The organism is Bacteroides caecigallinarum (assembly GCF_021530995.1).
Lineage (GTDB): Bacteria > Bacteroidota > Bacteroidia > Bacteroidales > Bacteroidaceae > Phocaeicola > Phocaeicola faecigallinarum.
In genome coordinates, this window is the sequence record NZ_JADYTF010000017.1 from 18,202 (window position 1) to 42,106 (window position 23,905).

Annotated in this window: 16 protein-coding genes; 13 read left to right on the forward strand and 3 right to left on the reverse strand. The window is 39.7% G+C overall.

Features of this window, described 5'->3' with window-relative positions:
* Positions 1-7: 7 nt before the first annotated feature.
* The 13 genes from I6E24_RS04215 to I6E24_RS04275 all read left to right on the forward strand — a co-directional run bounded on the left by I6E24_RS04215 (position 8) and on the right by I6E24_RS04275 (position 18,029).
* Positions 8-1,741 carry a RagB/SusD family nutrient uptake outer membrane protein gene (locus tag I6E24_RS04215; protein ID WP_154043379.1) on the forward strand — a complete coding sequence of 578 codons (1,734 nt, stop codon included), beginning with the start codon at positions 8-10 and terminating at the stop codon, positions 1,739-1,741.
* A gap of 25 nt (positions 1,742-1,766) precedes the next feature.
* Complete coding sequence (locus I6E24_RS04220; RefSeq protein ID WP_154043378.1) at positions 1,767-3,167, forward strand: DUF4960 domain-containing protein; 1,401 nt, start codon at positions 1,767-1,769, stop codon at positions 3,165-3,167.
* Between the two features lie 16 nt (positions 3,168-3,183).
* Positions 3,184-4,761: a glycoside hydrolase family 32 protein gene (locus I6E24_RS04225; protein ID WP_235326510.1), complete on the forward strand. Its 1,578-nt coding sequence runs from the start codon at positions 3,184-3,186 to the stop codon at positions 4,759-4,761.
* A 133-nt stretch (positions 4,762-4,894) separates the two neighbouring features.
* Positions 4,895-6,826 (forward strand): glycoside hydrolase family 32 protein, encoded by a 1,932-nt coding sequence (locus tag I6E24_RS04230; RefSeq protein ID WP_154043376.1) that lies wholly within the window; start codon positions 4,895-4,897, stop codon positions 6,824-6,826.
* A gap of 39 nt (positions 6,827-6,865) precedes the next feature.
* The gene (locus I6E24_RS04235; protein WP_235326512.1) at positions 6,866-8,653 is read left to right on the forward strand and encodes a GH32 C-terminal domain-containing protein; all 1,788 of its coding nucleotides are present in this window, start codon (positions 6,866-6,868) and stop codon (positions 8,651-8,653) included.
* A gap of 1 nt (position 8,654) precedes the next feature.
* A complete protein-coding gene (locus I6E24_RS04240) occupies positions 8,655-9,809 on the forward strand; it encodes an MFS transporter (RefSeq protein WP_204508633.1) in 1,155 nt (384 codons plus the stop codon).
* A 6-nt stretch (positions 9,810-9,815) separates the two neighbouring features.
* Positions 9,816-10,694: a carbohydrate kinase family protein gene (locus I6E24_RS04245; RefSeq protein ID WP_235326514.1), complete on the forward strand. Its 879-nt coding sequence runs from the start codon at positions 9,816-9,818 to the stop codon at positions 10,692-10,694.
* A 202-nt stretch (positions 10,695-10,896) separates the two neighbouring features.
* On the forward strand, positions 10,897-13,242 hold the full coding sequence (locus I6E24_RS04250; protein ID WP_235326516.1) for a TonB-dependent receptor: 2,346 nt from the start codon (positions 10,897-10,899) through the stop codon (positions 13,240-13,242).
* Between the two features lie 36 nt (positions 13,243-13,278).
* A complete protein-coding gene (locus I6E24_RS04255) occupies positions 13,279-15,147 on the forward strand; it encodes a GH32 C-terminal domain-containing protein (RefSeq protein WP_235326518.1) in 1,869 nt (622 codons plus the stop codon).
* 5 nt (positions 15,148-15,152) lie between these two features.
* On the forward strand, positions 15,153-16,316 hold the full coding sequence (locus tag I6E24_RS04260; RefSeq protein WP_235326520.1) for an MFS transporter: 1,164 nt from the start codon (positions 15,153-15,155) through the stop codon (positions 16,314-16,316).
* Positions 16,317-16,416: 100 nt separating this feature from the next.
* Positions 16,417-17,295, forward strand: a complete 879-nt coding sequence (locus I6E24_RS04265; RefSeq protein WP_235326522.1) for a carbohydrate kinase family protein — start codon at positions 16,417-16,419, stop codon at positions 17,293-17,295.
* Positions 17,296-17,436: 141 nt separating this feature from the next.
* A complete protein-coding gene (locus I6E24_RS04270; protein WP_154043368.1) occupies positions 17,437-17,751 on the forward strand; it encodes a hypothetical protein in 315 nt (104 codons plus the stop codon).
* A 2-nt stretch (positions 17,752-17,753) separates the two neighbouring features.
* Positions 17,754-18,029 (forward strand): Txe/YoeB family addiction module toxin, encoded by a 276-nt coding sequence (locus I6E24_RS04275; RefSeq protein WP_204394670.1) that lies wholly within the window; start codon positions 17,754-17,756, stop codon positions 18,027-18,029.
* Positions 18,030-18,076: 47 nt separating this feature from the next.
* Here I6E24_RS04275 and I6E24_RS04280 read toward each other — a convergent pair whose 3' ends face one another.
* From I6E24_RS04280 to I6E24_RS04290, 3 genes are all read right to left on the reverse strand, one after another.
* Positions 18,077-20,833 carry a hybrid sensor histidine kinase/response regulator transcription factor gene (locus tag I6E24_RS04280; RefSeq protein ID WP_235326523.1) on the reverse strand — a complete coding sequence of 919 codons (2,757 nt, stop codon included), beginning with the start codon at positions 20,831-20,833 and terminating at the stop codon, positions 18,077-18,079.
* Between the two features lie 226 nt (positions 20,834-21,059).
* A complete protein-coding gene (locus I6E24_RS04285; protein ID WP_235326525.1) occupies positions 21,060-22,139 on the reverse strand; it encodes a hypothetical protein in 1,080 nt (359 codons plus the stop codon).
* Between the two features lie 182 nt (positions 22,140-22,321).
* Positions 22,322-23,887, reverse strand: coding sequence for an ATP-binding protein (locus tag I6E24_RS04290; protein WP_235326527.1), 1,566 nt, complete (start codon positions 23,885-23,887; stop codon positions 22,322-22,324).
* Between the last annotated feature and the right edge of the window lie 18 nt (positions 23,888-23,905).

Genomic DNA, 23,905 nt, shown 5'->3' on the forward strand with positions numbered 1-23,905 from the left:
TACACTTATGAAAACATATATAAATATATTCATTATAAGTTTAATGTTACTATCATCAGGTTGCTCTGATTTCCTTGACCGTCACACCCCTCAAGGTACGATAGATAATGAACAGCTTAATAACCCAGAATATGTAGACAATCTGGTGATTTCTGCATACGCTATATGGATTTCAGCCGAGGATATAAATTCATCATTCTCAATGTGGAACTATGATGTTCGTTCAGACGACGCTTATAAAGGCGGAAACGGTACAGAGGATGGTGACGTGTTCCATAACCTTGAAGTTTCACAGGGTATTATGACTACTGCATGGAACATCAGCGATATGTGGCAAAGACTTTATAACTGTATCTCTCGTTCAAATGCCGCATTGCAGTTGCTCGATCAGATGGATGAAAACACTTATCCTCTCAAACAGCAGAGAATAGCGGAAATGAGGTTCTTGCGCGGACACGGACATTTCCTCTTGAAACAGCTTTTCAAGAAGATTGTAATTGCTAACGATGAAAATCTTTCTCCTGAGGAATATAATAATCTGTCTAATACTGTTTATACTAATGATGAAGGCTGGCAGCAGATAGCTAACGATTTCCAGTTTGCATACGAAAATCTTCCTGATACTCAAGCAGATAAAGGAAGACCTACAAGAGGTGCAGCAGCTGCTTATCTTGCAAAGACTTATCTGTATAAGGCATACAGACAGGATAATCCGGAAACAAATGAAGTTACAAGCATTAATGCTGAGGACCTGAAAAAGGTCGTGGAATATACTGAGGCTTCAATCATGAATGCAGGTGGTTATGACTTGGAAAGTGATTTCCATAATAATTTCCGTCCAGAACCTCAGTATGAGAACGGCAAGGAATCTTTGTGGGCAATGCAGTATTCTATCAATGATGGTACTACAAACGGTAACTGTAACTGGTCTACAGGTCTTATTGTACCTAATATTCCTGGCGTAACTGATGGAGGTTGTGATTTTTACAAACCAAGTCAGAATTTGGTAAATGCTTTCAAGACAGACAATAACGGTCATCCGCTGTTTGATAATTTCAACGATGATGATTATGACATGAGTGTAGACAATGCGGACCCTCGTCTGTTCCTTACTGTAGGTATACCAGGACTTCCTTATGAGTTTAATCCTGAATTTATGATGGATAAATCATCAACATGGAGCAGAAGTAATGGACTTTACGGTTACTATGTAACACTTAAACAGAATGTTGATCCAGAAAGTGAATATCTGGTAAAAGGTTCTTGGTGGGGAACTCCTATGAACCACATAGTATTGAGATATGCAGATGTATTGCTTATGAGAGCCGAGGCTTTAATCCAGCTTAATGACGGAAGAATTCAGGAAGCTATTGATCTGATTAATCGTGTAAGAAATAGAGCTAAGGCTTCCACTGCGATGATAGCTAATTATCCTTCTGAGTACGGAGTGAAGTATGATGTAGAACCATATTATGGTACATTCACACAGGAAGAGGCTTTGGAGAGACTTAAATTTGAGCGTCGTGTTGAATTGGCCATGGAGTCTGATAGATTTTTCGACCTGGTTCGTTGGGGTGAAGCTGAAAGAGTTCTTAACGCATATTATGCAGCGGAAGCAGAGGTTTGTACAATATATTCAAATGCTCATTTTACTAAAAACAAGAATGAGTATCTTCCTATACCTTTTGCTCAGATAAGTGCCAGCAACGGTATTTATGATCAGAATTGCGGAGGTTGGTAATAAATATTTTAAAAAGAGAATGATTATGAAAACATATATAAATAAACTGTATCTATTGTCCTTGGCATTGTTCATGATTGTTGTGTCTGGGTGCGATAATAATGAGAATAAAAGTCTTTCATTGGATGGAGACACATTTATCAATAAAATTGTTCTTGACGACCAGTATGAAGGGGTTATAGACAATAAGAACGCCAGTATAACCATAGGTGTTCCTTATGCATACGATACAGAAGCTATGACTGTCAGTCAGTTGGAATTGTCGGAAGGAGCAGAAGCTACAATAAAGACTGGTGATATAGTGAATTTCTCTTTTTCACAAAGCGTACGTGTTGTTAATGGGGATGCTTTTTTTGATTATACAATAAATGTAAAGCATGATGAGGCAAAAATATTATCATTTAAGCTGAATGGATATATTGGAGTTATAAATCATGAAACAAATGTTATAACAGTAAGAATTCCTACTTCCGAAAATATTTCTTCCCTTACTGCAAATATTGAGATGAATGAAGGAACTGTAATTGTTTCCCCGGAAAACTACAGCAATTTGGACTATTCCTCTCCTGTGGAATTTGTGGTTGAGAACAACACAGCTAGAACTACTTATACGGTTTCTGTAATACAATCAGATGCTGCAGAAGTCCTTTATGTAGGTTTGGCAGAGAATGTTGAATCTTTAAATTCTGAAGAAAAAGAGGCTGCAAACTGGATGCTTTTAAATGTTCCTTCCTCACAGTATGTTTCGTTTGATGATATTGCTAAAGGAGTTGTAGATTTAAGTTCATGTAAAGTTATGTGGTGGCATCTTCATATTGACGGCGGAATAGACAATATGGATAAATTTGATCAGAATGCAGCTTCTTCACTGACTGCCATACAGAAAATAAAGGATTTCTACGAAGCTGGCGGTAGTTTGTTGCTGACTAGGTTTGCTTCCTATTATGCCGTAAAATTAGGTGCTACATTAGATGGAAATAATCCTAATAATTGCTGGGGACAGGTTGAAGAAAGTGGTGAAATAACTTCCGGACCTTGGAGTTTCTTCATTCAAGGTAATACGGAACATGCTCTTTATCAGAATCTTGTAATGAATTCTGGAGAAAGTGATAAAGTGTATACTTGTGATGCAGGATATAGAATAACTAACAGTACCGCACAATGGCACATTGGTTCCGATTGGGGTGGTTATCCTACAGAAGCTGATTGGGAAATTCTACACGGAGCAAAAGCTATTGGAAATGGAGGTGACGGTGCTGTTGTTGCTTGGGAATATCTTCCAAATAATGGTAGAGGCGGTATCGTATGTATAGGCTCAGGATGTTATGACTGGTATTCTTATGGAGTTGATGCTTCGGGCGATAGATATCACGGTAATGTGGCTAAATTAACAGAAAATGCAATCAATTATTTAAAGGGTGAATAATCAAATCTAAAAGGTTATGAAAAATATGATATATGCTTTACTATTGGCTTCTATGGCAATGTCATTTGCAAGCTGTGACGATGAATCTCCAGTCCTTACACAAAAGGACTGGAATGGTACAACAAATTACTTCTCTTCAACCGATGAGAAAACTTTCGGAACGTACTATCAGCCTTATGTAGGTTATGTAGGTGACCCGATGCCTTTCTACGATCCGGTTGCGGGAGACTTCAAAATTCTGTATCTTCAGGATTTTCGTCCTAATCCTGAATATACTTATCATCCAATATGGGCTGTTTCGACATCTGATATGTCTTCTTATACATCAATGGGTGAATTAATACCATACGGCTCAAGAACAGATGCTGATGCAGCAATAGGTACTGGTTCAACTATTTATAATGAAGGAAATAAGCAGTATTATACTTTTTATACAGGTCATACATCTGCACAAGAAGTTATAATGCTTGCTACATCATCTGATTTTAAGACATGGATCAAAGATAAGACTTTTTATCTTCAGGGGGGACAATATGGATATGATGTAAAAAACTTCCGTGATCCTTTTGTGTTTAAAGGTGATGACGGAAAGTATCACATGATAGTATCAACAATGAAAAACGGTAAAGGGTCTTTAGTTGAGTTTTTGTCTGAAGATTTGATAAATTGGCAGGATAACGGAGTTTTCATGACTATGATGTGGGACAGATTCTATGAATGTCCGGATATCTTCAAAATGGGTGATTGGTGGTACATGATATATTCTGAGAAACACTCTGCTATAAGAAGAGTACAATATTTCAAAGGACGTACTCTTGATGAATTAAAGAATTCTACACTTAATGACAATGCTGTTTGGCCTGATGCTCATGAAGGCTTTCTTGATTCAAGAGGGTTTTATGCAGGGAAAACAGCTTCTAATGGTACTGAAAGGTATATTTGGGGATGGTGTCCCACTAGAGAGGGTAATAATAACACAGCTGTAGGTGCTGCACCTGCGGAACCGCAGTGGGCAGGGGCTTTGGTTGCTCATAAACTGATCCAACATGAGGATGGAACCATTACACTTGGTGCTATTGACGGTATATCTGATAAATATGCTAAAACATCAGAAATTAAAGTTATGGCTCAATCAGAAGAAGGTGTTCAGATTAATAATGAAACATATTCATTATCCTCTGGCGGTTATGTATTGTTTAACAGACTTAATGTACACAACAAGATAACATTTAAGGTTTCGGTCTCTGATGCCTCAGACAAGTTCGGATTTTCTTTATGCCGTGGTACTGATTCAGACAAATTCTACAGCATGGTTATAAATCCGGAAGGAGAAAGTAAGAAAAAACTGAATTTTGAGGAAGAAGGAAATTTGGGAATGGGATTTATAGCTGGTGCAGACAGCTATACGTTCGAATCACCTGCCGACAATACATATAATGTTACAGTCTTTACGGATAATTCAGTGTGTGTAGTATATATCAATGATGTTCTGGCATATACTAACAGAGTATATGGCATACAGAAAAATTGTTGGTCTATCAACTGTTATGATGGAAATATTTCTGTCAGTGATTTGAAAGTAATGTATTATTAAATAGACTATAATTAATTATTGCTGTTCGTTCCGTGCTGTTTATCTTTATTATGTTTAGGTTTTTTTTAGATAAACAGCCGCAGACGGCAGTTGTAGCTTGTTTCAAAGTCTAAAACTTATTAATCTAAAGGACATGAGAATAATATTTGCACTATTGGCTTTTTCGCTTTTTTCTTCAGTCTCATATTCTCAGTATAATGAAAGTTACAGGTCTGTTTATCATTTTGCTCCCAAGAAAGGTGGAATTGGTGACCCGTGCGGATTGATTTATAATAAAGGAAAGTTTAATTTGTTTTGGTGGGGTAGAGCTTACACTGAAGATTTTACGACTTATAATGAAACTGCTTCCAGAGCAGTAGTAGGCGATGACAACAGTTTTATGTATTACACCGGCTCCTGTGTAGTCGACAAGAACAATACAGCGTCGTTTGGCAAAGACAAGGTGATTGCTGTCTATACCATGGCAAATAAGAAAAATAAAATCCAGTCGCAGGGACTTTCAGTAGAAGGTGATGACGGATTGATGCATTATTATGAAGGCAATCCTGTGCTTGATATAAATTATGAGGATTTTCGCGATCCTACGGTCTTCTGGTATGAGCCGGAGCAGAAATGGGTAATGGTGATAGCTTTGCCTATAGAGAGAAAAATCAGATTCTATTCTTCAGCAGATTTGAAGCAGTGGGATTGGATGAGTGATTTCGGACAGTTGGGGTCGTGCGAGAATATATGGGAATGTCCTGATATCTATGAGTTGCCTTTGGATGGAGATTCCAGCAATAGGAAATGGGTACTGATGACATCTGTTGGTCCTAATAAAGGACAGTATTTTATTGGTACTTTCAACGGTAAATCTTTCGAGTTGGACGAAGATTGCAGAGAATTTCTGCTTGAAGGTAAAGGACTCAAAGGTGATGTCTTTGCAGATTTCGATGCGAATGACTATGGAGATTGGAAATACAAAGGTGAGGCATTCTGGATGTCGCCCCGCAGAAATAACACTTCTGCTCATCTTGGCTCGGGTATGGCTTCGTCATACGGTGGAGGTGATAGAATGAAAGGAACATTGCTTTCTCCGGAGTTTGTAATATCATCGACGGCAATTAACTTTCTTATTGCCGGCGGAAATCATCCCGGAAAGACATGTATTGATTTGCTTGTCAATGATTCTGTAGTAAGAACAGCTACCGGCGGCAATTCTTCATATCTGAAATGGAATGGATGGAATGTTTCAGACTATATTGGAAGTAAGGCCAGAATAAGGATAAATGACGATTATGACGGCGAGGATTTCGGTTTTATCAGTGTTGACCATATAATGTTCTCTGACGAGCTGATGACTAACAATATGGAGCATGCCTTATGGGTGGACGAAGGAAGTGACTTCTATGCTGCCAGAGCTTTTAAAGATTATGACGGTACACTTGATGAAACTGTATGGATGGGGTGGATGAATAATTGGGATTATGCCAGGGGCGAAATACCTGCCTCCAGAGGCTTTGGATTTTGGTCTATTCCGCGCACTATATCTTTAAAGACATATCCTGATGGAGTACGCATGGTTCAGAAACCGTTTGACAAACTGAAGAAACTGCGTACAAATAAAAAAGAATACAGTGGAGTAGTCCGAAAAGGCAGTATGGCAATACCGTCTTTCGTTCCTGAACAGAATGTATACGAGATGGATGTGACATTTACTCTCACTGAGCCCGATGTGATAGGTCTGAATCTTTGTACAGGCGACGGTCGCAGCCTTCCTGTAAGATATGACTCAAGGGTTTCATTATTGACTGTCGACAGAACCAGCTGTACTTCGGAGGATATCCCGAGATTCAGTCGTAAGATGAACGGACATATTCCGCTTGCCGACGGCAAACTCAGACTGCATATTTTTGTAGATAAGTCTAGTGTAGAGATTTTTGCCGGTGACGGAAAATTGGTTTTCTCTTTACTGACTTTCCCCGGTGATAATCAGACAGGAGTAGAATTATACTCCGAGAATGGAAATACTGCTAAAGTCAGTCTTAAGGCCTGGAATATAAAAAGTGTATGGAATAAACAGTAAATTTGTGAATTAACTATTATTAGAATAAATATGAATAGCATGAAAATCACAGCCCTTTGCGTGTCGCTTGCATTCTCTTTGGGGATACAGGACGCGAATTCAGCAATCAGGGTTAAAAATCTTGGTAACGAAAATAATTTCGTTTACATCAGTCCGGAGAAAAAGTTTCTGCTGATTCCGGTGGAAGACTCTGCACCGGAAGGAGAGATAGATTTTGTATATCAGAACAGCAGCCTGACAGAATACGTTCAGAAGGTGCGTCTATCTCGTGGCAAGACTGATTATTATGTACCGGTTGACTTGTCACAATTCGACAAGGACAGTCTTATTATGATAGTCAGGGGTGTTCCTTCGAACTCTGTTTGTTGGAATGATATAAAAGAGTCAGACGATATGTCGATTAGTGTAGAGAAATTCCGCCCTTCATATCATCATACCCCAGCATACGGATGGATGAATGACCCTAACGGAATGTTCTACAAGGATGGAGTCTATCATCTGTATTTCCAGTACAACCCTTACGGATCAATGTGGGGAAACATGCATTGGGGACATTCTACTTCTACTGACCTGGTGAACTGGAAAAATGAAGGTGTTGCAATTGCTCCCGATGCCATAGGAACAATTTTCAGCGGCTCGTGTGTGGTTGACCATAACAATACATCTGGCTTCGGCGAAGGCGCTGTGGTGGCATTCTATACTTCAGCAAAACAAACTCCATGGGGTGACTGCCAGACACAGAGTATGGCTTATAGTCTTGACAATGGTAAGACATTTATTAAATATGAGAATAATCCTATTTTGACATCTTCAGAAAAAGATTTCCGCGATCCGAAAGTGTTCTGGTATGCACCAAAAGAACATTGGGTTATGATGCTTGCTGTAGGTCAGCACATGGAAATTTATTCGTCAAAGAATCTGAAGGACTGGACTAAGGAAAGTGAGTTTGGTGAAGGTTATGGATGTCATGGAGGAGTATGGGAATGTCCGGATCTGGTGGAACTCCCGGTAGAAGGTACTAAGGAAAAGAAATGGGTGCTTATATGCAATATCAATCCCGGAGGTCCTTTCGGCGGCTCGGCTACACAGTATTTTGTAGGCGATTTTGACGGCAGCACTTTTACAAACAATTATCCTGAAGAAACCAAATGGATGGATTACGGTAAGGACCATTATGCTACAGTGACATGGAACAATGCTCCTGACGGAAGATGTATAGCCATTGGTTGGATGAGTAACTGGCAGTATGCAAATAATGTTCCGACACTCCAGTACCGCAGCGCAAATACCATAGCCCGCGATTTGTCTCTTTTCAAACAGAATGGAAGCATATTCCTGAAATCGGAGCCTTGTAAGGAAATGGTTGAAGCAAGAAAAGATGGCAGACAGATAAAGGCAGTAAATGTAGCCAAAGCTGAAACAATATCACTGTCACCACAGAGTGGTAACGGAGCTTACGAAGTAGAACTCTCAATCAATCCGGGCAAATCAAAAGAAGTATCATTCACTCTTTCAAACGGAAAAGGAGAGAAAGTCCTGATAACATATGATACGGTGAAAAAAACTTTAGCAATGGACCGTTCGAAGAGTGGTGAAGTATCTTTCAGTAAAGATTTCCCTGCAGTGACAGAAATGCCTGTAAGCAAATCCAAGGAATTGAAGCTTCGTCTGTTTGTCGACAAGTCCAGTGTAGAGGCTTTTGTCAATAATGGAGAATTCGTTATGACAAACTGTGTGTTCCCGTCAGCACCATACGATATGATTACATTTGAAAGTGACGGCAATAGGTATAAGGTTAAAAATATAAATATATATCAGATAAAGTAATATGGCTACAGTAAAACTAAATAAATTAATTCCCGTGATGCTTTGTTTCTTCGCCATGGGTTTTGTCGACCTGGTGGGAATAGCATCCAATTATGTGAAGGCAGATCTTGGCTTGAGTGATTCTCAGGCCAACATCTTCCCTTCCTTGGTATTCTTCTGGTTTCTTATATTCTCGGTGCCGACCGGAATTCTGATGAACCGTATAGGCCGTAAGAAAACAGTACTGTTAAGCCTTGTTGTAACATTTGCTTCATTACTTCTGCCAATATTCGGCGACAGTTACATGCTGATGCTCTGTTCATTCTCCTTGTTGGGTATAGGAAATGCCCTTATGCAGACATCATTGAATCCGCTGTTAAGCAACATTATAAGTGGAGATAAACTTGCCAGTTCCTTGACATTCGGACAGTTCGTAAAAGCCATAGCTTCATTCCTGGCCCCTTACATAGCCATGTGGGGAGCCACTCAGGCAATGCCAAGTTTCGGCTTGGGATGGCGTGTGCTTTTCCCCATCTATATGATAATAGCCGTAATAGCTGTTCTCTGGCTTTCTGCTACACCAATAGAAGAAGAACGTCCTGACAAGGCATCCGGTTTTGCCGATTGTCTTAAACTTCTTGGTTCACCTTTTATTCTGCTTTGTTTTGTCGGCATAATGTGTCATGTCGGAATCGATGTAGGAACTAATACCACTGCTCCTAAGATATTGATGGAACGCCTGGGTATGAGTCTTGATGAGGCATCTTTTGCCACCAGCCTTTATTTCATCTTCCGTACCATCGGTTGTTTTTCGGGTTCAATAATCCTTCAGAAGGTTTCTGCACGTTCTTTTTTCCTGATAAGTGTCCTCTGTATGCTTGCTGCCATGGTTGGACTGCTGACTTCTGATGCCGATTCAGTGATATATACTTCCATAGCATTGATAGGTTTCGGCAATTCAAATGTCTTCTCAATAATCTTCTCCCAGGCTTTGCTATCAATGCCTGAAAAGAAGAACGAGATATCAGGTCTGATGATAATGGGTCTTTTCGGTGGAACAGTATTCCCTTTGTTTATGGGATTTGCCTCTGATGCAGCCGGTCAGGACGGAGCGGTAGCTGTAATGGCAGTAGGAGTGATTTATTTATTGATTTATACCATGAAACTTAAAAAATAACACATTATGAATGATTTAGTAGTAGGAATGGGTGAAGCACTATGGGATGTGCTTCCTGAAGGAAAGAAATTGGGTGGTGCCCCTGCAAACTTTGCATACCATATATCACAGTTCGGTCTTAACAGCCGTGTAGTAAGTGCCGTAGGCGATGACAAACTTGGCACCGAAATACTTGAAAACTTCCGTGAAAAGAAACTTTTCGGAATAGTAGAGACAGTACCTTATCCTACAGGAACCGTTCAGGTGGAACTCGATGCCGAAGGTGTTCCCTGTTATGACATAAAGGAAGGCGTTGCATGGGATAATATACCGTTTACTCCGGGACTTGAAGATCTTGCCCGTCATACGCGTGCGGTATGTTTCGGTTCTTTGGCGCAGCGTAGCGTCGTGTCTCGTGAGACTATCAACCGTTTCCTTGACGCTATGCCCGAAGGAGATGAAATATTGAAGATATTCGATATCAATCTTCGTCAGGGCTTTTATACCAAGGAAATCCTTTGCCATTCATTCAGTAAGTGTAATATACTTAAGATAAATGATGAAGAGCTCGTTACAGTGAGCCGTATGTTCGGATATCCCGGTATTGACCTTCAGGACAAATGCTGGATCCTCCTTGCAAAATATAACTTGAAGATGCTGATACTGACTTGCGGAGTGAACGGCAGTTATGTATTTACTCCGGGCAGTGTTTCATTTGTAGAGACACCGAAAGTAGTCGTAGCCGACACAGTAGGTGCCGGGGACTCGTTTACCGCTACATTTGTAGCTTCCATTCTTAAAGGAAAGTCAGTACGTGAGGCTCATGAGCTTGCTGTAAAAGTGTCAGCATACGTATGTACACAGAATGGTGCAATGCCTGTACTGCCAGATGTATATCTGGACTAAGAAGTTAAGAGCATTTTATTGTTTAATAGGGTTTTATGTCTTAAAATTAGAAAGATTAGTATCTTCCTAAAAATGTTTCATGTACATATACAAATGTTGCATGAAACATTTTTTATTTTGTATGAAACATTTGTTATAAATCTTTGTTTTACTTCTTCATACATTTGCAAAAAACATAAACTACTAGAACAATGTGAATGCTATGAAGGCAGAACAGAAACAACTATTGATGAGAATGAATTCGGCAGTACTATTACTTGCCATTGCATGTGCAACTTCTTATGCACAGGAGAAAAATGAAAACAGTGACAGCAAAAAGGAAGAAGCTAACAGAAACGTTATGCTTAATGCCGCAAGTGCTAACGGTCCTCGTGAAATCCAGATTGGTCTTCCTTCGGCTGATGTGAACGTTCTTGAAAACGGTATTCCCGTTACTTATGCTACAAACCCTCACAGTGTGAACTCTCTTTGGCGTGCTGATGCCAGTCTTAGCCATGTGGGATTGCTTAAAATCTCAGAAACAGCTGTGACTACAGGTAACATCGGTTATGCCGTAAACTCTTTTACTCAGCTTGGTCAGGATAAATTCAACGGTACTTTAAATTATAAGACCAATCACTTCGGAATGCAGGAAGTTTCGCTTAACCTTAACGGCGGACTTGGTAAAGGTTGGTTATACAGCGCCAGCATGTATCAGGACTTCGATCCGGGAACATTCGATATTAAGGCAACTCCGTTCCAGGACCGTACACAGATATATAAATTTGCAATCACAAAGAAATATAATAATAACAGAGGTGCTTTCACTGCACTTTATAATTTCTCAAAGAGCCATCCGGTATATACATTTGCCACTCAGTCTGCTCCATTCGTATATGTAGGCGACGGTAGTGTACGTGAATTCGGCGATTTTACTCTCGGTACTACATCATATCTTCCTATGGATAATGAAATGGTGTATCGTGACATGCGTACAGGAGAAGTGAAAAAGACTAACTTATACGATGCTACAGAAAATATCGGTCATGTAGTGACATTGATGAACGACTATTCATGGGATAACGGCTTGAACTGGAAGACAGTGATGAAGTATGACCATTCTACCGGTTCGCTGGTATATCAGTCACCGATGTCACTTGACAAAAACGAAGCAGGTATCAATTATCAGTACGAAGCAGCCGACGGAAGCATGCAGCCTTATACAGGCGAATATGTACAGAGCCGAATGTCATGTCTGAACCGTGGATTTATCGATTCATTCATGTTTACTACAGAGCTTTCCAAAAAGTTGAACAATGGTACATGGAGATTAGGTCTTAACGAATGGTATTACGATGTAGATTATAGCTCAAGTACAACAATGTACGATCAGTCTGTCCCTTCAGACGGCAGCTATCCTGTAAGACTGTACAATACAGATTATGCTTCATATGCTAGCCGCACATACGCAGGCAATGGTTATTATTACGACCTGAACAAGAATGCTTCGGAGTATTACAACGGATATGAAAACAAACTTGCACTTTACTTTACTCATGACTGGGATATCACAGATTTCCTGAATGTTTACTACGGTGCACGTCTTGAATATCAGGCATTGCGTGGTGAGAATGCAGCTGTAAAAGATGCAAATGGTAATTATGTAGGACGCTTCGCAAATTATAATCTTGGTGCAACAGCTCCTGACGGTGTTACAAAAATTGCTGCAACTCCTATGAGCTATGACTGGTTGAACTATGCTCTTACTGCAGCTGCAACATATAAGTTGACAAAACAGTTCGGTTTCACAGGTGACTTCACTTACATCACACAGCATCCGAAGATTGAGAATTTCGCTCCGGCTACATTGCCTAACGTTGACAAAATTTCTGTACCTCTGGGACGTGCCGGAATATATTACAACAATGAATGGTTGAGTTTGACATCACTCTTCTCATATATTTCAAAGACAAACAATAACTCAACTTTGAATCTTCAGCACAAAACAGATGCAGGACAGACTGAAATCATGGCTGCTCCTCTGACATACGATATCAAGACTTTGGGATGGACAACTGACGTTGTAGCACGTCCGTTCAAGGGATTTGATCTTCACTTCCTGTTCACATATCAGAAGCCGACTTACAAGAAGTATGAAACTTCAGTTACATTCTCAGATAATTATGTAGGAAGTATCAATGCAACAGGAAATATCGTTGCTGAAATTCCACAGGTGATTGTTGAAATTGACCCAAGTTATATGATTACAAAAGACTTGAAAATCTGGACAAGCTTCCGTTATTTCAGCAAGACATATGCAAATATCAATGATGCATATTATTTCAACGGTCGTTGGGAAACATTCGGTGGTTTGAACTGGCAGGTTAACAAAAAATTGGCTCTTGGATGTACTGTCGTCAACTTCCTTAACCAGACAGGAGCAAAAGGTAGTATAGCAGGTGCTGAACTTATCGAAAAAGAAGATGCAGGACAGTATGCAGGACATGTAATGGCAGGTAGCTATATCCGTCCGTTCACTGTAGAATTTACTGCAAGCTTGAAATTCTGAGAAAAGAAAAAATAAACTAACAAAAAATATTCAACCATGAAAAAGATTATCAATCATCTGGCAGTGGCTATGGCAGCTGTTTCCTTTACTGCATGTCAGCCACAGAAGAGTGGTCTTACCTTTGAACATCAGGGTGATACTCTAACAATAGTACATATTACAAATCCTTCAAAATATCTTATCCTTCCTATTCAGGAATCTTGTAATGAGGGTAAAGTGAAACTTGATACAGGTAGTCCTGCAGATATGGCAATGGACGTTCGTCTGGCTGTTGACAGCGTAGAATATTACGTACCTTTCGCATTACCACAGGGAGTAAAGGAAGCAGTTGTTACTATCGGATGTGTAGCTGCCAATGCGGTATGCTGGGATAATATCTCTCTTGCTGATACATTCGATATATCGAATACTGATTATTACCGTCCTGAATATCATCACACTCCGCTTTATGGATGGATGAACGATGCTAACGGACTTGTTTACAAGGATGGCGAATATCATCTTTATTTCCAGTACAACCCTTACGGTTCAAAGTGGGGAAATATGCACTGGGGACACTCTGTAAGTAAAGATCTCGTACACTGGCAACATCTAGACCCGGCTATCGCACGCGATACATTGGGACATATCTTCTCAGGAAGTACAGTTATAGACAAGAATAACAGCGCAGGCTACGGCAAAGATGCCATGATAGCATTCTATACATCTGCCAGTGACGAACACGGACAGATACAGTGCATGGCATATAGCAACGACAACGGACGTACATATACAAAATACGAGAATAATCCTATCCTTACACCGTTTGACGGACTGAAGGATTTCCGTGATCCTAAAGTGTTCTGGTACGAACCGGCACAGAAATGGTATATGATAGTTTCTGCAGACAAGAACATGCGTTTCTATTCTTCTACAGATCTTAAGCAGTGGGAATACCTCAGCCAGTTTGGCGAAGGTTACGGTGTACAGCCTAACCAGTTTGAATGTCCAGACTTTATCCAGCTTCCTGTTGACGGCAACAAGGACAACATGAAATGGGTTATGATAGTAAACATCAATCCGGGATGTCCTTTCGGTGGTAGCGCTACTGAATATTTCATCGGTGATTTCGACGGAAAAGAATTCAAATGCGATACAGACAAGAGCGTAACTAAATGGCTTGATTTCGGAAAAGACCATTATGCTACAGTTTGTTTCTCAAATACAGGCGACCGTATAATTGCAGTTCCATGGATGAGCAACTGGCAGTACGCCAACGTAACTCCTATACGCCAATATCGTGGAGCTAATGCATTGCCAAGAGAACTTTCTCTTTATACCAAGAACGGCGAAATATATATGGCTGCAAATGTAGTGAAAGAAACTGAAGCTCTTCGCAAGTCAACACGCAATATAGAAAGTCTTTCTGTAGAAGGTGAAACTGTAATAGACAGTATAACTGACGGATTGAACAGCGGTGTTGAATTGGAAATGGATATCGTTCCGGGTAAGGCTCAGACAGTAGGTTTCGACATAATGAATGCCAAAGGTGAGAAGACAAAAATCTATCTTGATCTGAAATCCAGTCGTGCTGTGATGGATCGTACTGAAAGCGGTTTGATCGCTTTTGGTGAGAAAGCCGAACCACACTTCAAGGAAAATCATGACCGCCGCAAGACAGAATCTATAAACTATATCAATGATTTCGCTTTGGGAACATGGGCACCACTTTCATTGTGTGAAGGTAAGTCATATCATCTTAACGTTTTCGTTGACAAATGTTCTGTAGAACTTTTCGTTGACGGAGGACGTATAGCAATGACAAATCTTGTATTCCCGACAGAAGTATATAATTCTCTTCGTTTCTATACAGAGGGTGGTAAGGCAGAGGTTAAGAACTTGAGTATTCATAAATTAGGATTATAATAGTTATGAATACCACTTCACAAAATAACCTTTCCCGACTAATCCCTGTGATGCTCTGCTTTTTCGCCATGGGCTTTGTTGACCTGGTGGGAATAGCATCCAATTATGTGAAGGCAGACCTTGGCTTGAGTGATTCTCAAGCCAATATCTTCCCTTCCTTGGTATTCTTCTGGTTTCTGATATTTTCAGTGCCAACGGGAATTTTGATGAACCGTATAGGCCGCAAGAAAACAGTACTGTTGAGTCTTGTAGTGACATTCGCTTCATTGCTCCTGCCTATATTCGGTGACAGCTATATGCTAATGCTCTGTTCATTCTCTTTGTTAGGCATAGGAAATGCCCTTATGCAGACATCATTGAATCCGCTGTTAAGTAATATCATAAGCGGTGACAAGTTGGCCAGTTCTTTGACTTTCGGACAGTTTGTCAAGGCAATAGCTTCATTCCTGGCACCATACATCGCCATGTGGGGAGCTACTCAGGCCATGCCTACATTTGGTCTTGGCTGGAGAATTCTCTTCCCAATATACATGATAATAGCTGTTATAGCCGTACTTTGGCTAGGTGCTACTCCTATAGAAGAAGAACGTCCCGACAAGGCATCCGGTTTTGCCGATTGTTTTAAACTTCTAGGTTCTCCTTTCATCCTGCTTTGTTTTGTCGGTATAATGTGTCATGTAGGTATAGATGTCGGAACCAATACCACAGCTCCAAAGATATTGATGGAACGTCTTGGCATGAGCCTTGATGAGGCTTCTTTTGCGACCAGCCTTTATTTCATCTTCAGGACCATCGGCTGTTTCTCCGGTTCTATTATTCTTCAGAAAGTTTCAGCCCGTTCGTTTTTCCTTATAAGTGTACTCTGTATGCTTGCTGCAATGGTAGGACTGTTGACTTCAGATGCAGATTCAGTGATATACACATCCATCGCATTGATAGGTTTCGGTAATTCAAATGTATTCTCGATAATATTCTCTCAGGCTCTTCTTTCAATGCCAGAAAAGAAAAACGAGATATCAGGTTTGATGATAATGGGCCTTTTCGGTGGAACAGTATTCCCATTGCTTATGGGATTTGCTTCCGATGCAGCCGGTCAGGACGGAGCAGTAGCAGTAATGGCAGTAGGAGTTATCTACTTGCTATTCTACACCATGAAATTGAAAAAATGAGTAGTGCTCATTAATTAGCTTTGTCGCCCGTCGGTTCTTGATTAACTACGTTGACCGTCGGTTCTTAATTTTTAATTCTTAATTGACTTAATTGAATATCATGAACGATATAGTAGTAGGAATGGGTGAAGCGCTATGGGATGTGCTTCCGGAAGGAAAGAAATTGGGTGGTGCCCCTGCAAATTTTGCATACCATATTTCACAATTCGGCCTTAACAGCCGAGTAGTAAGTGCCGTAGGTGATGACAAACTTGGTGCAGAAATACTTGAAAGCTTCCGTGAAAAGAAGCTTTACGGAATAGTAGGGACAGTTCCTTATCCTACAGGAACCGTACAGGTAGAACTTGATGCCGAAGGTGTTCCTTGTTATGACATAAAGGAAGGTGTTGCATGGGACAATATCCCGTTTACTCCTGCCCTTGAAGATTTGGCCCGTCATACCCGTGCCGTATGTTTCGGCTCTTTGGCACAGCGCAGTGTCGTGTCTCGTGAGACAATCAACCGTTTTATAGACGCTATGCCTGATGGTGATGATATATTGAAGATATTTGATATCAATCTTCGTCAGGGTTTTTATACAAAGGAAATACTTTGCAATTCATTCCGTAAGTGCAATATACTGAAGATAAATGATGAGGAACTGGTGACTGTTAGCCGTATGTTCGGTTATCCTGGTATCGACCTTCAGGACAAATGCTGGATTCTCCTGGCCAAGTATAACTTGAAGATGCTTATATTGACTTGTGGGGTGAACGGCAGTTATGTATTTACTCCAGGCAGTATTTCTTTCGTGGAGACTCCAAAGGTTGTCGTTGCCGATACTGTTGGAGCAGGTGATTCTTTTACCGCTACATTCGTAGCTTCCATTCTTAAAGGAAAGTCAGTACGTGAGGCTCACGAGCTTGCAGTAAAAGTCTCTGCATACGTATGTACACAGAATGGTGCAATGCCAGTGTTGCCGGATGTGTATCTGGACTAATATGTAACAAATATATAAGTTGGCAAGTTGACGAGGTTCTGGTCTCGTCAACTTGCTTTTTTTATATATTTAGGATTAAATAATATAATGTATATGATGTATATCATGTATATTATATATATTTGCAGAAAATATATGATTATGGTAACAGTTGCTTTACAAAAGAAAAGAAAGAATATAGACTTACCTGTAGAAACATTACAGAAACTTTCCATAATGGCTGCATCACAAGGAAAAAGCCTAAAGGCATATATTGAGAATATTCTTGTAGCAAAAGCCGATACATTACAATTAGAGGTACAGAATCCCAGCCCGAGTGATGATGAATTTTTCTCCTATCCTGAAAATCTGAATGAAACGGTTGAAAGAGTAAATGAGTATAAGAGGGGAAAAACAAAATCAAAGGTGGTACTGAAATCTGTTGATGATATAAATAATTTCATAAATAACCTTTGATAATGTATATCGTTGAAATCAGTGATAGGGCTGCAGATGATATAGCCTTATTAAAGAAAAGTGGAAATACTTCAGCTATAACTAAAATCCGAAAACTTCTTGTTGAGCTGCAAGAACATCCTACATCAGGCACAGGTCAGATTGAGGCCTTGAAAGGAAATCTTTCCGGTTTTTGGAGCAGAAGAATTGATAAATACAATCGTTTGATTTATACCATTGAAGAAGAAATTGTTACTGTTGTGGTAGTTTCCGCAAAAGGTCATTATGGTATGAAATAGAATTTAATTGACGAACTGATTAGTCAGCTCGTCAATAAAAAATATTATTATTTTTTCTTTAATACATCCGTAGGATTCTCCCCAAAGAACTCTTTATAGCATTTTGTGAAGTATGATGGCGATGAAAATCCCACTTCGTATGCTATTTCCGATATACTTTTTTCGCTTGAAGTCTTTATTATAGCATTTGCCTTGTTAAGCCTTGCTATCCTTAACAACTCGTTAGGTGTATATCCTGTCAATGCTTTAGCCTTTCTGTACAGCTGAACGCGGCTGAATCCTATCTGTTCTCCCATTTCCTCTACACTGAAATCAGTATTACCGATATTTTCTTCAATCAAGTGGCGCAGCTTTTCCACAAAACCTTTGTCTGCATCTGCCAGAGGAGTAGCATTGGTCAATGTCTTGTCTCCGAAGAAATCCTTAAGCCTTTTGCGGTTATCTATAAGATTATGTAGTCTGGCCATCAGAAGTTCAGAACTGAATGGCTTGGAGATGTATGAGTCCGCACCACATTCATATCCTTTTATCTTCTGTTCGTCCATTGAGTATGCCGTGAGCATCATTACAGGAATGTGTGATGTGCGTGGCTCAGCCTTCAGACGGCGACAACATTCCATACCGTCCATTACCGGCATCATCACATCGCAGATTATTATGTCTGGCACTCCGGCAATAGCAAGTTTCAATCCTTCTTCGCCATTACCAGCTTCCATTACAGAATATTCACCCTCCAGTAACGATTTCACGTAGTCCCTGACATCCTGATTGTCGTCAATAACAAGCACTATTCCTTTCGATACATCTTTCTTGCCTGCATTATTATTTTCTGCCTTAAGACTTTCCTGATCTGCCATGACTACGGCACCTTCTTTAAGGTTGTTAAGCAGAGCTTTACGATCAACACTTCCCGTTACGGTTCCATCCTGTTTTACAGGAATACAGATAGTGAATACAGTACCACTACCTTCAGTGCTTTCCACATTAATCTCGCCATGATGCATTTCGACAAATGCTTTAACAAGTGCAAGACCTATTCCAGAACCGGCATGATGTACGTCTATCTGGTAGAAACTCTCGAAAATGTGTTTTACGTGTTCTGCAGGCATACCTGCGCCTGTGTCAGTAAATCTCATTGTAATCTTATCATCAGTTCCCCTGCGTAAGCAGATGCTTATATAGCCATTTTCCGGTGTAAATTTGAAAGCATTCGACAACAGGTTATAAGTTATTCTTTCCATCATCTCCGCGTCAGCTATAATGTTATAATCGCCTTCTTCAGCTTTGAATCTGAACGTGATGTGTTTTCTGTAGCTTAATGTGCGAAATGCCTCAGCCCATTCTTTCATATAATCCACTATGTTGAATTCTGAAAGATGCATTTCCAGTTTTCCGTTTTCAAATTTGCGGAAGTCCATTATTTGGTTTATAAGTCTGAGAAGAACGGTAACGTTCTTGTTTATGATGTTGAGCAGGAATTTTTCATCTTCTTTTATATTCTTGCTTTCCATAAGTCGCTTCACGGGATCGGCTATCAGTGTGAGAGGCGTGCGGAAATCGTGCGACACATTCGTAAAGAAAGACAGCTTGGCTTTGGTAGCCTCTTCCAGCTTTTTTGAAAGGTCAATAAGCTTATCCCTTTGTTCCTCCAATTGCTGTTTCTGCCCGGCCAGTTCGGCATTAAGCCTTATTTTGGTCCAATATGCCCTGACTACAAAGAATAGCAATACTGTAAGCAGAATGGCTATTACTATACATGCATACAGAAACATCTTTTGTGATGAATATCTTATAAGGTAAGTATCAAGTTTTTCATTTAGTATTTTAATCTTGCCGTCCAAAGTCTTTATATGCGCCGTCTGCATCTGCATAATCCTGGCGTTTCCGGCGTTTACAAGTGCTGACGACAACAGATTTTCCCTTTCAAATTGTTTTTTCTCCAAAATGTTCATAGCCACCTGAATAGCTTTGTCCCCACCTGTAGGATATATAAATGTAGCGTCAAGAATTTTGTCTGTCACCAGCTCAACCCCAAGTTTTTCGCCAGCCAGAGCGTCCACTCCAACAAACAACATTTCTTTTTCACGTCCTTTCTTTCTGGCTGCTTCGTAGGCACCGGCAGCCATCGGGTCATTTTGTGCAAATACCAGATCGATATCTTTGTATATTGAAAGAATTGAATCAAACTTGTTTTCTGCATTTGTTTTCAGCCATGCGGCGTCAGCCGTAGCAATTATCTCGATAGAAGGAAAATTCTTCAGAACATCGTTCATCCCTTTGTGCCTTTCCAGGGCTGGAGTGGAGCCTTTTAGTCCGGTCAGTTCAACTATTCTGCCTTTTCCGTTAAGTCTGTTAGCTATGTATGTTCCTACCTGTTCTCCCATCAGATAATTATCACCTCCCACAAATGCCGTATATTTGTCGGAAGCTATTTTCCTATCCACCAATACTACAGGAATACCACCTTTGTAAGCCTTTTCCACTACAGGGGTAATGGCTTTTGCTTCGTTGGGTGATACAATAAGCAGATCAACTCCTTCTGAAATGAATTCTTCTATATCTTCTATCTGTTCTTTGCTATTGTCTTTTACAGTCTTTATTTCAATTTTCAGATTAGGGTAGAAGAGTGCTTCACGCTTTAACTCATCGTTCATTCTGTTTCTCCATTCATCATCGCTACATTGCGATACACCGATAATGAAATCATGTTCGGATTTAGAACATGATGAAATAAATAATAACAGAAAAAACGAAAGGGTTATACAGACATTGCCTGCGATATGTTTGATTCTGCTGTGTTTCATCTTATTGGGTTAGGTATATTGGTATTTATTCTACTGTCTATTATGCAAAAGTAATCAATAAATACAATATTTACAAATGTCGTATAGGGGGCTGTATCTCTTCTATAGGTGAGTAAAAATAACGCTTAGTGAACATGTATGATTTTCAAAACTACATTCAAGCAGTATGCATACAATGTTTGCTAAGCGTAAATACAATGTGAGATACAATATCTATTTCACTTTTTTATACATATTCCGAGAGTTTATTAATTCCGATATTCAGTTCTTTAGCAATATCTTCATCGGATAGCCCTTGTTTCCTTAAGAGGCTTATCATATTTCCTAGCATTTTATTTTTAGAAATTAGTTCTTGGCTCTTGCTCTCAAGTTCTTGGCTCTTGCTCTCAAGTTCTTGGCTCTTGCTCTCAAGTTCTTGGCTCTTGCTTTCAAGTTCTTGGCTCTTGCTTTCAAGTTCTTGGCTCTTGCTTTCAAGTTCTTGGCTCTTGCTTTCAAGTTCCTGGCTTTTGCTCTCAAGTTCCTTGTTCTTAAGCTCCAGCTCCTTATTCTTCATCATTATCGTAGTATCACGTGATTCTATTTCCGAAAGAATTTCATCCTCTACATCCATATCCCTTCTTACATCCGGTTCGACAGCTGCCTTTATCAGCCTGTCAACCACAAGCTGTTCCTCTATTTCCAGTCCTCTTTCATCTATTTCCATGATATGTTCATTATCCTTAAGACGATAAGTTTGGTCGAAAACCTGAAGTAATCTTTCAAGCCTGTTCCTAACCTTCCCCTTCAAATACGGTATTTGAATTATTATACTGTCGTGTGTAAGGCTCTCTATAAACGGGTCAGGAACACCGTTCTCTATCGGGTTTGAATTATAGTCCAGATACTTTCTGCGTACATACACCACAGGCTCCTGCAGATCTCCCAACTTATGCCCCAGAATATAAATCGACACTATAGGAAGACCATAACCTTTAGGGTTTACATCCTTGTCCGGTACATTCTTTTTATCAATGTACTGGCTTCCCAAATACTGCCTGAAACGCAATGTCTCAGTCACCAGCCACGTCTTTTGCAATTCTATCAGAATAAGCTGCTGCGTGCCGTCTTCATTCTTTATTGTGGCGGCAAAGTCAATTCTCATCATCGAGATTTTCCTTTGTGTCACACCCGTATATTCATGAGGACGCATTTCAAGATGTATGATTTCCTTCTGAAGCAAAGCGGAAAGCATAATCTTTGCCACCCTGTCATCCTCCATCATATATTTGAACACCGAATCATATATAGGATTTGCTATCAGTACCATAAGTAACTCCTTTCTTTATATTTGAGACTGCGTAAAGATACACTTTTTTCGTGAAAACACAAAACCGTAAAAATACCAATGTCAAAAAGAAACTTCTATTGTTACAAACCGGTTTTGACAATAAATTAGGAGCCGTGGAGGATAAGTGAATTGATAAAAGGAACGCGAAACTTTACTATGCATTACTCAAACTTCCAGTCAGAAATTGTACCTGTCTCTGAAGAAAAACTTGCTCCTATTTTGAAAATTTTACGTCCATCCAAAATATATTCACGAGCATAACCTTTATTTTCAATCTGCTCAATGGCCTCAACTGCCGTACCGTCAAGTTTAAATTCAAATATATATATGTACTTCGGAGTTTCTACTATACAATCTACTCGCCCTTGGCTCTGTTGTTTTTCAGTATAAACTGTATAAACACTTATCAGTTTCATAATAAGATAAAAGGTATAGTGAAAATATCTCTCCTTTTCCCTTTCATTATCTTTTCTTCTCATGGAATAAGGAATGCTCGAAAGAAACGAAGTGAACAATGGTTCCAACTTCTCTATATCCCCGGCGCGCATAGCATCAAGAACGTCAAAAACCCATCCTGTAATTCTTTCACCTGGTTGAAGATAAGAAGTTGCAATCATAGTAATAAAACCATTTTTAACTTCATTGTTCGGGAAGTCTAAAAGGAAGCGGTTCCCAAACTCTTCATATCCTTTTATCGTAAGGTATCCACTCTGGTAAATCATTGGCAAAGGCATTTCCACATCAGCCTTATAATCAATAAATTCTTCCTGACGATAATACTTTCCAGTTAATTCATTTATATTTTCATTAAAATGGTTCATTAATCTGATTAGATACGTAGGCGTTCCTGTCTTGAACCAGTAGTCTTCTATGCTTTTACTATCAAGAGCATTCAACAGGCTGAAAGGATTATAGATGTCTGTCATCTTCTTGCTGAAATGATAGCCGTCATATTGCCTTTTCATTTCTGCAAGCATAAAATTATAATCACAGTTATATATTTCTGCCATCTCTTCAACTGGCTCCTGAAAATATGTTTCAAGTTCTTTTTGTGTAATGCCACACAATGTTTCGTATCTGGCATCCATACTGATATCCTTAGGCTGGTTGAATCCACTGAATACACTTACCTGAGAGAATTTGGTAACACCTGTAAGAAGCACAAACTGAAGATGCGAATCTGCACCTTTGAATACAGAATAGAAAGCTTTTAGTATATTCCGATGACGGTCTTCAAGGAATGCATCAACGTCAAGGACATCAAGAATCGGTTTGTCATACTCGTCTATGAGGACAACGGAACGTAATCCTGTTTGCTCATGAGCGGCACGAAGTACTTCTACAAAACGGTCACCTATTCCAAGCAAACCACTTCTGTCAGGTAATCCATACTTAAGCTCCCACTCGGTAACATAAAAATTAAGCTTCTGTTCTAAAGTTTCTTTCTCAGTAAAATTTGTACTGTTGAAGTCCACATGGAATACAGGATAAACATTCCAGTCCTTTTCCAACGAAGCAATCTTAAGCCCATTGAAAAGCTCTTTTCTTCCCAGGTAGTAATTCTTAAGAGTAGATACAAGAAGACTTTTGCCGAATCTCCTTGGGCGACTCAGAAAATATATTTTTCCTTCATGTACCAGATTAAAAATCAAATCAGTCTTATCCACATAAACATAACCGTCTTCGATAATCTGTTCAAAACTCTGTATTCCTATAGGATATTTCATAAGCCTAATACTTTATCG

Coding starts and splice junctions, on each gene's coding strand:
- I6E24_RS04245 (WP_235326514.1), top strand. CDS start 9,816: ATGAATGATTTAGTAGTAGGAATGGGTGAAGCACTATGGGATGTGCTT.
- I6E24_RS04275 (WP_204394670.1), top strand. CDS start 17,754: ATGTATATCGTTGAAATCAGTGATAGGGCTGCAGATGATATAGCCTTA.
- I6E24_RS04230 (WP_154043376.1), top strand. CDS start 4,895: ATGAGAATAATATTTGCACTATTGGCTTTTTCGCTTTTTTCTTCAGTC.
- I6E24_RS04285 (WP_235326525.1), bottom strand. CDS start 22,139: ATGGTACTGATAGCAAATCCTATATATGATTCGGTGTTCAAATATATG.
- I6E24_RS04240 (WP_204508633.1), top strand. CDS start 8,655: ATGGCTACAGTAAAACTAAATAAATTAATTCCCGTGATGCTTTGTTTC.
- I6E24_RS04270 (WP_154043368.1), top strand. CDS start 17,437: ATGGTAACAGTTGCTTTACAAAAGAAAAGAAAGAATATAGACTTACCT.
- I6E24_RS04235 (WP_235326512.1), top strand. CDS start 6,866: ATGAAAATCACAGCCCTTTGCGTGTCGCTTGCATTCTCTTTGGGGATA.
- I6E24_RS04265 (WP_235326522.1), top strand. CDS start 16,417: ATGAACGATATAGTAGTAGGAATGGGTGAAGCGCTATGGGATGTGCTT.
- I6E24_RS04260 (WP_235326520.1), top strand. CDS start 15,153: ATGAATACCACTTCACAAAATAACCTTTCCCGACTAATCCCTGTGATG.
- I6E24_RS04290 (WP_235326527.1), bottom strand. CDS start 23,887: ATGAAATATCCTATAGGAATACAGAGTTTTGAACAGATTATCGAAGAC.
- I6E24_RS04280 (WP_235326523.1), bottom strand. CDS start 20,833: ATGAAACACAGCAGAATCAAACATATCGCAGGCAATGTCTGTATAACC.
- I6E24_RS04220 (WP_154043378.1), top strand. CDS start 1,767: ATGAAAACATATATAAATAAACTGTATCTATTGTCCTTGGCATTGTTC.
- I6E24_RS04250 (WP_235326516.1), top strand. CDS start 10,897: ATGAAGGCAGAACAGAAACAACTATTGATGAGAATGAATTCGGCAGTA.
- I6E24_RS04215 (WP_154043379.1), top strand. CDS start 8: ATGAAAACATATATAAATATATTCATTATAAGTTTAATGTTACTATCA.
- I6E24_RS04225 (WP_235326510.1), top strand. CDS start 3,184: ATGAAAAATATGATATATGCTTTACTATTGGCTTCTATGGCAATGTCA.
- I6E24_RS04255 (WP_235326518.1), top strand. CDS start 13,279: ATGAAAAAGATTATCAATCATCTGGCAGTGGCTATGGCAGCTGTTTCC.